The 15,556-nt window shown below is 37.1% G+C and carries 16 protein-coding genes and 1 riboswitch; of the genes, 14 read left to right on the top strand and 2 right to left on the bottom strand.

The window, feature by feature from the left end; all coding sequences use genetic code 11:
• Window positions 1–171 precede the first annotated feature (171 nt).
• The 4 genes from T323_RS28390 to T323_RS28825 all read left to right on the top strand — a co-directional run bounded on the left by T323_RS28390 (window position 172) and on the right by T323_RS28825 (window position 2,058).
• A complete protein-coding gene (locus T323_RS28390; RefSeq protein WP_084309246.1) occupies window positions 172–324 on the top strand; it encodes a DUF1540 domain-containing protein in 153 nt (50 codons plus the stop codon).
• A 227-nt stretch (window positions 325–551) separates the two neighbouring features.
• On the top strand, window positions 552–1,001 hold the full coding sequence (locus T323_RS0111210; protein WP_026673367.1) for a flavodoxin: 450 nt from the start codon (window positions 552–554) through the stop codon (window positions 999–1,001).
• Window positions 1,002–1,007: 6 nt separating this feature from the next.
• Window positions 1,008–1,898, top strand: a complete 891-nt coding sequence (locus T323_RS0111215; RefSeq protein ID WP_026673368.1) for a WD40/YVTN/BNR-like repeat-containing protein — start codon at window positions 1,008–1,010, stop codon at window positions 1,896–1,898.
• Between the two features lie 19 nt (window positions 1,899–1,917).
• Window positions 1,918–2,058, top strand: coding sequence for a hypothetical protein (locus T323_RS28825; protein WP_156942432.1), 141 nt, complete (start codon window positions 1,918–1,920; stop codon window positions 2,056–2,058).
• 276 nt (window positions 2,059–2,334) lie between these two features.
• Here the strand turns inward: T323_RS28825 and T323_RS0111225 are convergent, their stop codons facing one another.
• Together T323_RS0111225 and T323_RS0111230 are read right to left on the bottom strand one after the other, a co-directional pair.
• On the bottom strand, window positions 2,335–3,693 hold the full coding sequence (locus T323_RS0111225; RefSeq protein WP_026673369.1) for an MATE family efflux transporter: 1,359 nt from the start codon (window positions 3,691–3,693) through the stop codon (window positions 2,335–2,337).
• A gap of 28 nt (window positions 3,694–3,721) precedes the next feature.
• Window positions 3,722–4,294: a TetR/AcrR family transcriptional regulator gene (locus T323_RS0111230; RefSeq protein ID WP_026673370.1), complete on the bottom strand. Its 573-nt coding sequence runs from the start codon at window positions 4,292–4,294 to the stop codon at window positions 3,722–3,724.
• 235 nt (window positions 4,295–4,529) lie between these two features.
• Here T323_RS0111230 and T323_RS29565 point away from each other — a divergent pair, with 235 nt between their 5' ends.
• The 10 genes from T323_RS29565 (at window position 4,530) to T323_RS0111280 (ending at window position 15,530) form a co-directional block, all read left to right on the top strand.
• Window positions 4,530–6,707: a phosphatase PAP2 family protein gene (locus T323_RS29565; RefSeq protein WP_281175737.1), complete on the top strand. Its 2,178-nt coding sequence runs from the start codon at window positions 4,530–4,532 to the stop codon at window positions 6,705–6,707.
• A 105-nt stretch (window positions 6,708–6,812) separates the two neighbouring features.
• A complete protein-coding gene (gene srtB, locus T323_RS0111240) occupies window positions 6,813–7,565 on the top strand; it encodes a class B sortase (RefSeq protein ID WP_051556499.1) in 753 nt (250 codons plus the stop codon).
• An 80-nt stretch (window positions 7,566–7,645) separates the two neighbouring features.
• A riboswitch (cobalamin riboswitch) is annotated at window positions 7,646–7,823 on the top strand.
• A gap of 264 nt (window positions 7,824–8,087) precedes the next feature.
• Window positions 8,088–8,603, top strand: a complete 516-nt coding sequence (locus T323_RS26575) for an acyl-CoA thioesterase (RefSeq protein ID WP_051556500.1) — start codon at window positions 8,088–8,090, stop codon at window positions 8,601–8,603.
• A gap of 35 nt (window positions 8,604–8,638) precedes the next feature.
• A complete protein-coding gene (gene rbsK, locus T323_RS0111250; RefSeq protein WP_245613717.1) occupies window positions 8,639–9,520 on the top strand; it encodes a ribokinase in 882 nt (293 codons plus the stop codon).
• Window positions 9,521–9,990: 470 nt separating this feature from the next.
• Window positions 9,991–10,158, top strand: coding sequence for a hypothetical protein (locus T323_RS28830; RefSeq protein ID WP_156942433.1), 168 nt, complete (start codon window positions 9,991–9,993; stop codon window positions 10,156–10,158).
• Between the two features lie 78 nt (window positions 10,159–10,236).
• Window positions 10,237–10,914, top strand: a complete 678-nt coding sequence (locus T323_RS0111260) for a hypothetical protein (RefSeq protein WP_026673373.1) — start codon at window positions 10,237–10,239, stop codon at window positions 10,912–10,914.
• 405 nt (window positions 10,915–11,319) lie between these two features.
• Complete coding sequence (locus tag T323_RS26580; RefSeq protein WP_051556501.1) at window positions 11,320–12,420, top strand: ABC transporter ATP-binding protein; 1,101 nt, start codon at window positions 11,320–11,322, stop codon at window positions 12,418–12,420.
• Entirely contained in the window at window positions 12,386–13,279 is an 894-nt protein-coding gene (locus T323_RS0111270; protein ID WP_218971036.1) for a carbohydrate ABC transporter permease, read from the top strand. The genes T323_RS26580 and T323_RS0111270 overlap by 35 nt, the downstream gene beginning before the upstream one ends.
• A 10-nt stretch (window positions 13,280–13,289) precedes the next feature.
• Window positions 13,290–14,114, top strand: coding sequence for a carbohydrate ABC transporter permease (locus T323_RS0111275; protein ID WP_026673375.1), 825 nt, complete (start codon window positions 13,290–13,292; stop codon window positions 14,112–14,114).
• 87 nt (window positions 14,115–14,201) lie between these two features.
• Window positions 14,202–15,530 (top strand): ABC transporter substrate-binding protein, encoded by a 1,329-nt coding sequence (locus T323_RS0111280; RefSeq protein ID WP_026673376.1) that lies wholly within the window; start codon window positions 14,202–14,204, stop codon window positions 15,528–15,530.
• The last annotated feature ends 26 nt before the right edge of the window (window positions 15,531–15,556 follow it).

A 15,556-nucleotide genomic window follows, 5' to 3' on the forward strand; every position in this document is an offset into this window, starting at 1 on the left:
TTTTGTAAAAAACGAACTCAGTTGATTAAGATCTCTTCTTAATCAACTGAGTTTGTTTTCACAAAAATGACATAAAAAAAGAACAAATGCACATATTGTAGTAAAATCTACCATCTGTTAAAATGAAAGTGTAACAATGAAATAGATTACTATAAAAGGAGGTGCATTTATATGGCGACAGTATTATGTGAAGTTTCAAATTGCGTTTTCAACGAAGAAAGTAAGAAGTGTACAGCTTCAGAAATCTTTGTTGTAGCACATGCTGAAGTTGCTTCTTCTAAAGAAGAAACAGACTGCAGAACATTTGAACCAAAAAATGTTTAATCTATTCTTATTTCTATTCTCTTTTTGGTAACCATTTATGGTTGCCTTTTTTTTATTTCTATATGAAAAAGATTATCACTTTCATTTGAAGTTGTCAACGGATTATAGCAATTTTTTGATGGAAACGGATAATTTTTATGATTAAATTAAAAAACTAATTGAAAACAGTTATCAATGTTGTTATAGTTAATAATGAGAATGATTATCATTATTATTGGAGGGTCCATATGACGAAAATCGTTATTGCTTATGCAAGCATGTCTGGGAATACGGAGGAAATTGCAGAATTATTAAAAGTTAGTATTGAACCTTTTGGACATGAAACGGAAATGATGGAAATGGAACATATGGATGTACATGACCTTCTTAAGTATGATGGGATATTACTCGGTTCTTACACGTGGGGCGACGGAGACTTACCATACGAAACAGAAGAGTTTTACGAGAATCTCCTGACAGTAGATTTAACTCGGAAGAACGCTGCGGTTTTTGGGTCGGGTGACCATGCCTATCCAAAATTTTGTGCTGCGGTAGATTTATTTGAAGATAGATTAAAAGAGTGTGGAACAAACATCATGCAGGCAGGACTCAAGGTTGAGTTCACCCCAGATACACAAGAAGAAATCGATAGATGTGTTGACTTTGCTGTTCAATTTGCTAATCAAGTAGGAGCGTAGAAAAATATGATGAAACTAATGAGCGCTACAGCGGTAACAATGTCTAAGCAAGGGAGTCGTGTGCTTGCAACGAAAGAAGGCTTGTTTTTGAAAAAGGGTGGTACGTGGAAGCGTTCATTACATAATCCGGGAAGAACGATTCGTGATTTAGTTTGTAATCACCATCACATTTATGGTGTGGGTGATAACGGTCTTTTTATAAGTAGCTATGATGAAGGGGACAGTTGGTCCATTCAGCAATTTCCTACAAAGGCTTCTGTCTGGAGTATCGTGACCGATTCATTAGATTTACTTATTACACATGGTGACAAAGTGATTTACCTTTCAACAAATGCTGGGAAGTCGTGGACACCGTATTATCCGTTTCAATTTTCTAACGCACCTTCCATCCGCTCTCTAAGCCTTTATAAAAATAAACTGTTTATTGGAACAAAAATACACCCTATTTATGGAGGAATTTGGTGCTTTGATTTACAGGATAAACGCACCACTTTTATTAAAAAAGAAAAAAAGCAAATGATATCGTCTATCATTACAGTGAACAATCAATTAATAGCAGCAACGGGATCGTGTAGAAGAGAATTTGGGAAAATCTTAGTTTGCCACTTGTCGAAAATAATGGACATTGAATCATGGGAAGAATGTTCTGGGTGGGAGGATCAAAGTTTCTTAGATTTAAATGAGAGTGAAGGGATTATCTATGCTACTTCTACACAAAACCACCAAGGAATAAGTACCATTTCCAAAGTTTGTGTAAAACAGAAGGAAATTGTCCCATGCAACTATATTAGGGGACACGGCTGGAGAATTTGTAATGATAAAGAAGATTATATCGTAGCGGGATTGTATGAGTCGATGGAATTTACAAAAGATCAAATGCAAAACTATGTAATGTAAGGAAAGGAGTGTGTAAGCATTGATATTACGAAAAGTATTAGCAGAGGATTCAAAACGTATTCTCAAATTATTAACGAAACCAAGAAATGAACTAACGGTCCATGAACGTCTAGAGTTGCAGCGATATATGGAAGATACTGAAAAAATTGAAAAACGTTAAAACAGTAGTTATAGCGTTAGCGTAATGATTTTTTTATCGGACATCTATTCCGTTAATCTAGTAAAAAATGAGTGTTTTGAAATGCTACCGGACACTGATTCCGTTACATTAGGAAAATAAGTGATTTTTATTGATAAATTAGAATAATAGAGGAACGTATGTCCGTTAAGGTTAAGAAAAACGTGTAGTTCTTTGAAATAGCGGAACACGTGTCCGATACAAAAACAAGGAGCCCCTTTTTAAAGCGGCTCCTTGTGACGGTTTAATTCACCGTACTCAATTTTCGCCCAACTCAAATCGTCGTTGAACAATTTGAAGTCGGATATAAAATCCGATGGCTGCACATGTCAAACCGAGTGTTATGCCTATCCATAAGCCAAATGGTCCTAATGGTGTAAAGGCAGCTAATGAATAGCCGGCAGGAATACCGACACCCCAATAAGATGTAAGTGCAATTAAAAACGGTGCCTTTACATCTTTGTATCCCCTAAGCACTCCTTGCAAGCCTGATTGCGCCGCGTCTGAAAGCTGGTAGACGATGGCAATAATGAAAAATTGCCCAGCCATCATAATAACATCAATGTCTGTTGTATAAAGCCCAGCGATCGATTCGCGGAAAAAGAACAAAAAGACAGCTCCGCACGCAAGAAAGCCAATGCCGCCCCATACTCCTAAGCGTCCATATTGCTTTGCTGCTTTTAATTTTCCTCCACCAACAGAATAACCGACAACAATGGTGAGTGCCATTGAAATGCTTAACGGAATCATAAACATTAACGTTGTAAAGCTAAGTGCAACTTGGTTTGCGGCAATGGCTACAGTAGAAAACATAATTCCGACTAATAAGGTTACAACGGAAAAAATACTCGACTCAAAGAAAATGGATAAGCCAATAGGGATTCCAATCGACAGTTGTTCTTTCCACGCTTTCCATGAAGGCATAATCCATTTGACAAAAAGCCGGTAATGTTTAATGACAGTTAAACGGAAGGTCATCCAAATGCTAACAAGCAAAATAATCCAATATGTTATTGCAGTTGCATAACCTGCACCAATCCCACCTAAAGCTGGTAAACCGAAATTGCCAAAAATAAATCCATAGTTTAATAAGACATTAAATGGAACAGCTAAAATCGTAATAAACATCGTAATTCTAGTAAAGCCTTGCCCATCAAAAAAGTTTCGTAAAACATTAGATAGAAATAATGGAATGATCCCGATGGATAAACCAACTAAATAATGAAAAGCAATATGGTGAACACCAGTGTCAAGATTCATGATGTGTAACACTGGATCGAGGACAAAGCTTCCAACAACAAATACGAGAATTCCAAGTGCAACAGATAGGTACATTGCTTGTGTAACAGCACCTGCTATTTTATCTTTTTGTCCGCTTCCAATAAAATGAGCGACAATCGGTGTCACAGCGAGCAAAATGCCGTTTACCCCTGTAAAGATCGGTAGCCATAAACTTGACCCTATAGCAACACCTGCTAAATCATCTGTACCGACACGGCCTGACATCATTGTATCGACTAAATTCATCGCAAATAAACTCAATTGTGTGACCATAATTGGCCATAAAATAGAGAGGAATAATCTTACTTTATTGTTCAAATTCTCTGCATGATACATCTAAATTCCTCCACAACTTTCTTTTCAGTTAAGTAATACCATTCCAATACACAGTCCAAACTGCTTGTAATTTTGTCTCTGCTTTTTCTTTCCCTCCGTATACGAGCTCGACACAAATGGAATCAATTAGCGCCGAAAAAGCAATTGTTGCTGTTTGTGCATTTTCCTCTTTCATCTCCTTATTAGCAACAGCCTGTTCAAATCGTTGTAAATAAAGAGCATCCACTTGCTGTATATGCGCATAGAGGGATTGCATCACCTGGTCATGTAAATGATAAGGTGGAAAAAAAGATAGGCGAAGCCAAAATTTAAGTCGACTATCTGTTTGATATCGCTCTGTATAGTTTCGTAGTGATTTCCATAAATAATCAAATAATGGGTCAGCAAAGTGAGTTTGCAAAAACTCCTTTTCTCGCTCGTATTCGATTACAAATGTTTCAGTTAATAATTGGATAAATATATCGTCTTTGCTTTTAAAGTGAGAATATAACGACTGTTTTTTTAATCCGACCTCATCAGCAATTTCTGCAAGTGAAGTTCCATCATACCCTTTCTCTGCAAATAAAACGAGAGCAGCTTCTTTTATCAATAGAGCACTCATCATATCCCCCTTTTCAACTGACGAACGTTCGTAAAATATTGTAACAAACGGTTCTTACTTTATCAATCAACCATTTCCTTATCTTCGTCAAAGAAGTTTTTACTGAATTTAAATAATTACTTCCTAAACCATACAATCTATTCACATGAGATTCATGCATAATTAACAATTCAGAATTAAAATTCACTTTGTAAGATTAATTAATAAAGAGAGGAAGAGGATGGGCTTGGCTAAAATGAGGTATGAAGATAGGAAAGGAATGAAACAAAAGAAGTTATTATCCATTTTTTTGTTAACGACCATTTTTTGTTTTCAAAGTACGGTTTCGACTTTAGCAGCAACCAACTTAGATGATTCAGCAATAGAACCAAAAAGAGCATCTTATGGATACTACGTAGATACTTATCAAAATAATACAAACACAAACATGACACCCGAATCAAATCCTTCCATTGGTGTACTTTCGAAATTTCTTGACATTTGGACACCAGGGGATTCATGGGATAATGGAACAGTGGTAGATCAAAACGTTCATAAGCAAAATATTGATCTGTCAGTTTCCATTGCAAACAATCGTACGGAAAAAGAAGCAAAATTGGCTTATTTAATTGACCGACGTGACGGAAACTATTCTTCCATTAGAGGGCTTGGGCCATATGCTGACCATTTTATTAAAGGTGCAAACGCAGGGACCACGATTCTTGATGAAATTCCAGAAGATGCTACATCTGTAGCGTATAGTGATGGAGGAAATAATAACGGTGTTTGGGCTGATGAGGATTCTAGTCTTGGTGACATGGTGAAATTAATTAGAACGTTACGCTGGTCTGCAGCGACAACGAATAATGCGAAAGCTTATTATAGCTACCAACGTCCATTCCGATGGTATGATGAGTCAATTGTTGTCCCAACTTTAGTTCCAAGAATAAGTCAGAATCCGAGTACAGATGGTGGATTCCCTAGTGGGCATACGAATGCAAGTTATCTTGCTTCATATGGGTTTGCTTATGCGGTACCAGAACGTTATGAAGAAATTATGACAAGTGCTTCCGAGAGTGGTCATGCTCGAATCCTTGCAGGGATGCATTCACCACTAGATGTAATCGGTGGACGAGTGATGTCAACTGCAGTTGCAGCATCTGCTTTTAATGACCCAAATAACACTAGTATTAAAGAAGCGGCTTATAAACAAGCCCATGAAGTTTTGCTATCACAAGAAGGAACAGCGCATGATGAATTTAGTGATTATGCAACAAACAAAAAGAACTATACGGAACGTTTAACATATGGATTTGAACAAACTGGTGATACAACAAAACCAATGGTTGTACCTAAAGGAGCCGAGGCACTTATTGAAACTCGTTTCCCATATCTAGATAAGGATCAACGTCGTTGGATTCTTTTTACGACAGGGTTACCATCTGGATATCCTGTTTTAGATGATACGGAAGGTTGGGGACGTTTAAATCTTTTTGCAGCTGCTGGTGGTTATGAAGCATTCGAAACAGATGTAGCTGTAACAATGGATGCATCGCTAGGTGGATTTCATGAGTTAGATACTTGGAAAAATGATATAGCTGGACCTGGAAAGCTTACTAAATCAGGTAGCGGTACTCTAGTACTTTCTGGAAACAATTCGTACACAGGTGGCACGGTTCTTGAGCAAGGTACACTAGAAGCAAAATCGAGCACAGCATTTGGACAAGGCTATGTTGTTAATCACGGTGGTACGTTGACAGAGAACATTTCGAGTAGCGTCGTGATTAGCGACGACTTTACTCAAGGTGAAGAGGGTACGCTTGAATTGACAGTTGGAAGTAGTGAGGATGTTTTGGTCATTCATGGTGAAGCTCAATTTGGTGGAACATTAATAGTAAGCTTCAATAATGGCTATATTCCTAGTGAGGCAATGCCAATTATTGTTTATGACAAGCTGGTAACAAATCATGAATTTACATCTGTAGAATTATTAGGTCTTCCAGAATCTTATGATGTTGTTTATAGTGATGGCAGCCTACGAGTTGTGGATATGGATGCTGATATCGTTGAACCGACACCAGGAGACGATGGGAATGACGATGGGAACGAAGAGAATCCAACACCAGGAGACGGTGGAAACGAAGACGAAAATCCAAACATTCCGATTCCAGGAGAAGATGGAAACGATGAGGAGGATTCAGGTAACCCAACACCAGATGGTGTAGAAGAAGACGAGGAAACAAAGAAGCCTTCCCTTGGAAAAGGAGAAGATAATAAGAAAAAGCAAGAAGGTAAAAGCAAAGGAAATGATACAGTTAAAAATCCGCAAACCGGAGACGACACGAACATATTCCTTTATATAGTGTTGCTAGGAGCGTCATTGCTTACAGCCGGTATTGTTATCTATCAAAAGAAATTTAAAAGAATTGCATAATAAGCATGTACTCCCCTTATAGGACAAGCTATCAATTAGACCTATAAGGGGGATTTTTTGGATGACAAAAAAAGTAAGCATATATGAATAAAGGTGGATTCAAAATTGAGTACGGTAGAGCGTAAAAGGGAAAATTGGTTTCAACGAATTATTCTTATTATTTGCTTAGCAGTGTTTTCATTCTCTTTGGTAAAAATTGGAACGATTTATTTAGAGTATGCAGACAATGAAAGTGTTTTAAGAGAGATTCAAGATACGTATTATGCAAATATCGAACAATCAGACTTTCAGCATAAGTTAAAATATGAAAGGTTATTTGCTATAAATCCAGATATCGTTGGTTGGATTTCAATGGACGGTACGAAAATTGATTACCCCGTTTTACAAAGTACAGATAATGAGTTTTATTTAAACCATAATTATAAAAAAGAACCTTCAAAAGCGGGTAGTATTTTTATGGACTATCGAAATCAAACTGGATCTCTTGATAGACATACGATTATTTATGGGCATCAGATGAAAGACGATTCTATGTTTGGCCAATTAGAGTCTTTTTTAGAGAAAGACTTTTTTATGAAAAACAAGCATTTCCAATTTGAAACGATTGAAGAAGGCTTAGGTGTAGAAATATTCTCTGTATATGTAACGACAACAGATTTTAATTATATTGAAACAGAATTTTTAAGTGATGAAGACTACATATCATTTGTAAACACGGTTCAAGGAAAATCAGAAATTAAAACAAATGTGACTGTTGAGAATGAGGATAAAATTCTCACTTTATCAACATGTAATAAACTGATTGATGAGAAAGATGGAAGATTAGTTTTGCATGGCAAATTCACAAGAAATGATTAGTATTTTTTGAGGTAGGGTCTGTATTGTTGTTGTCAAAAATCTTCCATTCAATTATAGTAAAGCTACAATACTAATATTGGATAATAACCAATAATCATGGTGTCTAATAGACATAATAGGGAATCTGGTGTGAATCCAGAACTGTCCCCGCAACTGTAAAGTGCAGACGAAATAATCAAGTCCACTGTCAAAAGACGGGAAGGGATTAAAGTAGGATGATGCATAAGTCAGGAGACCTGCCTTGATTATCCGTATTATCTTCTTCGGGAGTTGGGAAGATATAGCGAGGTATACCGCTACGGACAGTTTATAAAACTGTTTATTAGAGCTGCCACGTTATTTAAAAGCCCATCCAAAGTGATGGGCTTTTTATTGGGTTGTTTTTGTAAAGGGTGTGGCTATAGTATTGTTTCCCACTTGTAGTGACATAGAGTAACGACTACACAAGACGAAAACAGCTTTTTATTTTCCTATTTCTCTCGCTTGTACCATTACATCGAATCAAAGAAAAGAGGAATGAATATGGAAGAAAAATTATCTTCAAAGATTTCAAGGACGATTCAAACAAAGCTAGTACTCCCTCCAGACACGAATCATTTAGGAACAATTTTCGGGGGTACAATATTATCGTACATTGATGAGATTGCTGCCATTACAGCGATGAAACATAGTAAGGAAGTAGTTGTTACAGCGTCAATTGATACGGTGAATTTCGTTTCTTCAGCAAAAGTCGGAGATATTTTACACTTAGAAGGGGTAGTTATATCAACAGGAAGAACTTCGATGGAAGTCTATGTAAAAGTTGAGACTGAAAATTTGACATCCAGAACAAAAACGACGACTACAACAGCGATATTAACGATGGTTGCTGTTGACCTCCATGGAAAACCAACCCCAGTCAAAGGTGTTATACCCGAGTCGGAAGAAGAAAAGAAATTATCCTTCCATGCGCAAGCTCGAAAAGAAAGAAGGCTACGTATGAATGAGCTTTCTAGTGAGTATAAGGAGGATGATACATTAGAGACAGAAGAAATTTGAGAGAGAATAGTATGCAAGAGGAAAGGAGGGTTAAAGTGAGAAAAGAACTGTTGATTACAGTAGTTGGAAGTATCAACATGGACATGGTCACTGTAACTGATAAAATCCCTGTTCAAGGAGAAACGCTGATCGGAGAACGATTTGAAACAAATCCAGGGGGAAAGGGATTAAATCAAGCTGTTGCTGCTGCAAGGTTAGGAGGCAATGTCCAGTTTATCGGCCGTGTCGGAGACGATGCTTTTGGCCAGGAACTTTTAAAGTTTTTAAAACAGGAAGGGGTTTCTGTAACCGGTGTGGAACCGGTTACAGATTCAAGTTCTGGTGTTGCTACGATTATTTTATCGGAAAGAGACAACCGAATCATTGTTATTCCTGGAGCTAATAATGAGGTAACACCTCACTATGTTGAACTTCATAAAGAGAAAATTTTAAAAAGTGACCTCGTCTTGTTGCAGTTTGAAATACCAATGGAGACGATTCGCTATTGCTTACATCTTTGTGAAGCGGATGGAATTCCGGTTATTTTAAATCCGGCTCCAGCAAGGGTGCTTGACAATGAGTATTGGAATAAAGCTCTTTATATTACTCCGAATGAGAGAGAAGAAAAAGAGCTAAGTTTAGATACAAATCAAGAAATTGCAGATAAGTTAATTGTCACGTTAGGGGAAAGGGGAGCAAAATTTACCGATGGTGCAAATGTGAAAATTAGTCCCACTATAAAAGTAGAAACGATAGATACGACAGGAGCAGGTGATACATTTAATGGTGCATTAGCAGTCGCTATTAGTGAAAAAATGTCATTGGCAAAGGCAATTGAGTTTGCGAATGGTGCAGCCGCGCTTTCCGTTCAGCGGTTTGGAGCAACAGGTGGAATGCCCACAAGAGATGAACTGGAGGAGTTTATAGCAAAGGGCTAGTCGCATTTAGAGGGAAAACTAGTTTGTTTTTAAAAGGCTACCATTCGGGTAGTCTTTTTTGTAATGCAAGTAGAATGATAATGAAATTTAATATCTTTTAATAATTATTATTATTTAATATTGACTTTTGTTTTATAAGTGGTATTATATTGTTATAAGAATTAGTTTCAAATTAATTCTCATTCTACTCTCATGTAAGTAGGTATTCATTAATTGAATACCTACGATATATCAATCAACTAAAGAATAATAAACTTATCATAGGAGAACGAGTGTATGAAAAACAAAAATCAACAGTGCCCAATTTGTCAGTCACAAATTAAAACGTTAAAGCATAGTCGTATATGCGGTTGTGGGACAAAGATAAATCATAAAAATTAGTTATAGATGAATGATAGCTTCCTCATTACAGAGGAGGTTTTTTTCTTTTTTTGTAGAATGTCTCTAAATAAAAAGGGAGAATGTAGATGATGAAAAAAATTTGTAAATATGGTCTCCTGTTTGTTTTAGTTGTAGTATTTTTACATTATTATGGTCAGTTTATGCCAAAAAATATATTATTTCCTATCGTAGGAATTCCAGTATTACTCATTAGTTGGAATGCTATCTCCCGACTTTTAGATAAAGTACTAGAATAAAGAGTAAAAAACAAAGCACTCAATTAGAGTGTTTTTTTGATTTTAGGGGTGGTATAATTTGTAAAAAGAGGTGAGGCGATGACGTTTCTTTTTCCCGCATGGGTAGAGTCTATTGTGAGATTTGGTATTATTTATTTACTATTATTGTTTTATGGTTATATCGTGATATACATATATAAAATGTTAAAGAAAAAAGAGAACGTCTGGGTAGCTGCTTTGATTATTATTCCTGCTGTAGTTGGAACGATACTCTTTCTCGAAAATCAATATAAAGTCATTTATCCAATGGATTACGATATTGTAATTAATGGGAAAGGTGAAGTTGTAGAAAGCACATTAAACAAACGTTTGGCTACAACTGATAACGATTTGTTTGTTTACAAAAATTCCCCTATACCGCAGGATACAGTTGTATATACTTTTGATACGAAGGATGGTCAAGAACAAGAGGTGGAAATCTTACTTACATACCCCGAGGCTGATGTTGAAACAATCATCAAGTTTTTTCATAAATACAAAGAAGTTGCTGAAGCGACTGAAGATAATGAAAGTATAGATTACTTTGCAAACCTATACTATTACCAAGAGATAGTAGAAGATGAGTTTGAAAGATACGTAAGTCAACAAATCGGTGGATTGAATAAAGAAGATGTAACGAATGAGGTCTTAGCTGAAATCATAGAATCCTTTATGTCTGAAATGGTGCAAGAGCATGAAAAAGAATTCTTTACAATAGAGTGGAATAAGGAAGTGTAGCGTTTTCTCTCAGTTGTTACGGACATGTATTCCGCTATTTTTAATAACAGTTGCGTTTGTGAGATTCTATCGGACATCAGTTCCGTTAAATAAAGAAAACAAGCGTATTTGGCACTCGTTTTAAGTAAATAGCGGAACGGATGTCCGTTAATAATAAAAAAAGGATTGTTTTCTGCGAAATAGCGGAATACATGTCCGATACGAAAAAGTGATAGTAAAAAAAATCAAAGGAAGTGCTAATTCTAGCACTTCCTTTTTTAGGTAGATCTATAAGATCTAAACATACCATAGAGTGAATAAAATCTCAATATCTATTAACTATTTTTTTACACAATATCCGTAATGCCTTAATAATCGTTTGGTAGGATAACGTTTGTAAGCATAAAGGGTAAGGGGGCTTAGTAATTGGATATCCGCTTAGAAAATGTATCCATGGTATTCAATGGTGTAACCGCAGTGAATCAAATAACAATTACGATAAAAGAAGGAGAGTTAGTTAGTTTATTAGGACCAAGTGGTTGTGGGAAAAGTACAACATTAATGCTTTTGTCTGGGTTATATCAACCGAGTTCGGGTTCGATTTATTTTGGAGATAAAAATGTGACAAAAGTGGAAGCGGAAAAAAGAGGCATTGGTATGGTGTTTCAAAATTATGCACTCTACCCACATTTGTCTGTGTTAAAAAATATTATGTTTCCACTAAAAATGCAAAAGGTTCCAAAGCAAGAAGCGCTAGAACGGGCGATGGATATGGCGCGCCTCGTGCAAATCGATCATTTAGTCGACCGAAAGCCAGGACAGCTTTCAGGTGGGCAGCAACAACGTGTGGCGATTGCTCGGGCTCTAGTAAAAAAGCCGAAGCTATTATTGCTAGATGAACCATTGTCAAACTTAGATGCGAGATTACGTCTTGAAATGCGAGAGGAAATCCGCAGAATTCAACAAGAAGTCGGGATTACGGCTGTTTTCGTGACACATGATCAAGAAGAAGCGTTGAGTATTTCTGACCGGGTCATGCTGATGAAGGACGGTATTATTCAACAAGATAGCCACCCACAAGAAATGTACAGAAATCCCGTGAATGCGTTTGTTTCCAAGTTTCTAGGGAATCCGCCTATCAATATGTTGGAGGCAAGCTTTGTCGCTAACGAATGGAAGGTGGGAGAGCATAGTATTTCATTTACTGATTCTTTACAACAACTCCATATTGGAATCCGGCCAGAAGATTTTTATTTAGAAGAGGAGTCATCCGCTTTCTTACATGGTCGTGTAACGCATATTGAGACAATTGGAAGAGATACGTTACTTCGCTGTGATTGTGGAAAGCAATCAGTGCGAGCGCTTGTTGATCCTGAATTCGATCTTCATGTGGATGACTTCGTACATCTCGGAGTCAAACAAGATAAGGTCCTTTATTTTAATGGGGAAACGGGAGAGCGAATACTTTCTGGAAAGGAAAGGAGTTATCATCTTGGAATTGAAACCGACATGGAAAAGCACGCTTAAAGCTTTTTTATATTTACTTCCGGCGTTAATTATCCTTGGGGTTTTTAACATTTATCCAATTGTAAAGTCTTTTATGATGAGTTTATATACGGACTATGACTACTGGAATGATGTCGTGTATGCATATGGATTTGATAATTATATTGCTTTATGGAAGGATGAATCATTTCGACGTGCCCTTTTAAATACATTGCTTTTTGTTCTTGGTGTTGTCCCGATTTCCATTGTTTTATCTTTAGCAATTGCGATGCTGTTAAATACGAATATAAAAATTCGCGGGTTTTTCCGAACGATTTATTTTTTACCTTTTGTTACATCGGTTGTCGCCGTTGCGATTGTATGGAGTTGGATTTTTCATTCGGATTATGGGATTTTAAATTATTTCCTTGGTTTAGTAGGGATTGATGCAATTAAGTGGATTACGGATCCGACTTATGCGATGCCTGCATTAATCATATTAAGTGTTTGGAAAGGCCTTGGCTTTAATATCATTCTTTTTTTAGCGGGTTTGCAAAATATTAATAAACAATATTATTTAGCCGCTAGAGTGGACGGTGCTTCTGCTTGGCAACGTTTAAAAACAATAACGATTCCATTGCTTTCACCAACGACGTTTTTTGTGTCGATTATTTCCATTATTAGTGCATTTAAAGTATTTGATGAAATCTTCGCGTTATTTGGTGGTCGGCCTGGACCGGGAGGAAGCGCGTTAACGGTTGTTTATTATGTGTACCAGAAATTTTATGAAGAGTGGGAGTTTGGACTTGCTTCGGCTGCTGCCTATATGCTGTTTATTGTTATTTTTATCTTTACACTTGTTCAGCTTTATTTTGGCAAGAAAAAAGTCCATTACAGTTAGGGGGTTCAAGATGGTAAAAAGTGTGTTGCTTAAAGTATTGATATATACCTTATTATCTATTGGTGCCATGTTGATGATTTTACCTTTTGTATGGATGATTAGCACAGCATTGAAAGCACCAAATGAAGTGATGGCGATGCCACCAGTGTGGATTCCTAGCGAAATTAGATGGGACAACTTTACAAAGGCATTAGATGTTGCCCCATTTGGGCGTTATTTTATCAATAGCATCATTGTCACGGTCGTTAGTACGATTGGAGAGTTAATTACAGCGATCCTCGCAGCGTTTGCGTTTTCGAAAATGAAGTTTTATGGCCGAGATGTTTTGTTTGCTGTTTTATTAGGTACGATGATGGTGCCTGGAGAAGTATTGTTAATTCCTAATTTTGTTACTTTATCAAATTTAGGTTGGATTGACAGTTATAACGCCTTAATTATTCCTTGGATCGCAAGCATTTTCTCTATCTTTTTATTACGTCAATATTTCCTAGGAATGCCTGAGCAATTGGCGTACGCGGCGAAAGTTGATGGTTGTGGGGACTTTAAGTTTCTATGGTACATCATGGTTCCATTAGCAAAACCAGCACTTATTACGATTGGATTGTTAAAAGTAATCGGAAGTTGGAATGCGTTTTTATGGCCACTTATCGTAACGAACTCTCGAGAGTTACGAACGTTGCCAGTTGGTTTATCGGCTTTTACAACAGAAGCGGGGACAAGCTATGAGTTGTTAATGGCGGCTTCGTGTATGGTCGTGTTGCCGATTGTAATTTTATTTTTCTTTATGCAAAAACAAATCGTAGAAGGTGTCTCAAGATCCGGCGTGAAAGGATAGCGCTTTGACTATAGTAGGAGGTGATGGACAACCGTTCGTCAGGTAAGTTTTCACTTTATATTTTGGATAAAAAAGGAGGAAATGTAGATGAAGAAGTTTTTACTTTCATTCGTAACAATGGCAGTTGTATTAACAGGTTGTGGAGGTGGCGGTTCTGAGCCGACTTCAAGTGAACCTGCAAGTGAGCCACAAAATGATGCTGAACCGATAACGGAAGAGGAAGTCACGCTAGATTCATCGGTAGAAATTGATTTTTGGCATGCAATGAGTGGTGGCCATGAAGAATCACTTCAAGCAATTGTTGAAGAGTTCAATGCGAATTCTGAGTTTATTACGGTAAAGGCGGTAAACCAAGGTTCTTATGATGATTTACAGCAAAAAATTATGGCTGCTGCTAAAGCGAAAGGATTACCAGCAATTTCTCAAGTAACGACAAATGTTGTTCCAGAATATATTGCAAATGACTTTATTACATCATTGGACTCATATATGAATCATGAAACATATGGAATGACTGAGGAAGAAATAACGGATATTGTAGATATTTTTAAAGAATCTTCCACATGGGATGGCACAATGTACAGCATTCCATTTAGTAAAAGTACGAGAATTTTATATTATAATTCAGGTATGTTAGAAGAACATAGTCTTGATGTTCCGAAAACATGGGAGGATATTCGTACGATTGCTGAAACAGTGACAAAAGATGGTGTTGTCGGCATGGGTTTTGAAAATTCATTTGAAATGGAATTTGAATCGATTCTTCGTCAAATGGGTGGAGAGTATGTTGATGAAGCAGGATTAGAGGCAAAGTTTGCTTCTGAAAAAGGAATCGCAGCGCTCCAATTGATTAAAGAAATGGTTGATGAAGGAATTGCTCGTACAGCAGGTGAGGACGGTTACATGTCAAATCCGTTTGGACGAGGAGATGTTGCGATGTATATCGGTTCATCTGCAGGAATTCCACATGTTCGCGGTGCAGCAGAAGGAAATATCGAATGGTCAGCAACGGTTTTACCTACATATAATGGGGTAGCAGCGACACCGTTTGCAGGAAATGATATTGTTATGTACAATCAATCTTCCGAAGAAGAACAACTCGCAGCATGGGAGTTTATGAAATACTTAATTAGCACAGATGTTACAGCACAGTGGGCTCAAGAATCTGGGTACTTACCAGTGCGATATTCAGCGATGGAGTTAGATTCGTATCGCGCGTTTATTGAAGAGTTCCCAGAGCATGGTGCTGGTGAGCAACAGTTTGATGCAGGCTATTTCTCGGCTCGAGTAGCAGGTGGAAATGCGGTTCGTAATATTATTCTTGAAGAACTAGAAAACATTATGCTTGATCGAAAAACAGTGGAAGAAGGCTTACAATTTGCCGAAGACCAAGCGAATGATGCGCTAAAAAAATAATAAAAAGAAGCAAGGAGTCGTCTTCG

Origin of the sequence: Alkalihalobacillus bogoriensis ATCC BAA-922 (assembly GCF_000621445.1) — a bacterium.
Taxonomy (GTDB): Bacteria; Bacillota; Bacilli; order Bacillales; family Bacillaceae_F; genus Bacillus_AO; species Bacillus_AO bogoriense.

What these genes read in the sequence shown, in the direction of transcription:
- T323_RS0111210 (WP_026673367.1), top strand. Translation starts at nt 552, where the DNA reads ATGACGAAAATCGTTATTGCTTATGCAAGCATGTCTGGGAATACGGAG.
- T323_RS0111275 (WP_026673375.1), top strand. Translation starts at nt 13,290, where the DNA reads ATGGTAAAAAGTGTGTTGCTTAAAGTATTGATATATACCTTATTATCT.
- T323_RS0111230 (WP_026673370.1), bottom strand. Translation starts at nt 4,294, where the DNA reads ATGAGTGCTCTATTGATAAAAGAAGCTGCTCTCGTTTTATTTGCAGAG.
- T323_RS0111260 (WP_026673373.1), top strand. Translation starts at nt 10,237, where the DNA reads ATGACGTTTCTTTTTCCCGCATGGGTAGAGTCTATTGTGAGATTTGGT.
- T323_RS28830 (WP_156942433.1), top strand. Translation starts at nt 9,991, where the DNA reads ATGAAAAAAATTTGTAAATATGGTCTCCTGTTTGTTTTAGTTGTAGTA.
- T323_RS0111215 (WP_026673368.1), top strand. Translation starts at nt 1,008, where the DNA reads ATGATGAAACTAATGAGCGCTACAGCGGTAACAATGTCTAAGCAAGGG.
- T323_RS26575 (WP_051556500.1), top strand. Translation starts at nt 8,088, where the DNA reads ATGGAAGAAAAATTATCTTCAAAGATTTCAAGGACGATTCAAACAAAG.
- T323_RS28390 (WP_084309246.1), top strand. Translation starts at nt 172, where the DNA reads ATGGCGACAGTATTATGTGAAGTTTCAAATTGCGTTTTCAACGAAGAA.
- T323_RS0111280 (WP_026673376.1), top strand. Translation starts at nt 14,202, where the DNA reads ATGAAGAAGTTTTTACTTTCATTCGTAACAATGGCAGTTGTATTAACA.
- T323_RS0111225 (WP_026673369.1), bottom strand. Translation starts at nt 3,693, where the DNA reads ATGTATCATGCAGAGAATTTGAACAATAAAGTAAGATTATTCCTCTCT.
- T323_RS29565 (WP_281175737.1), top strand. Translation starts at nt 4,530, where the DNA reads ATGAGGTATGAAGATAGGAAAGGAATGAAACAAAAGAAGTTATTATCC.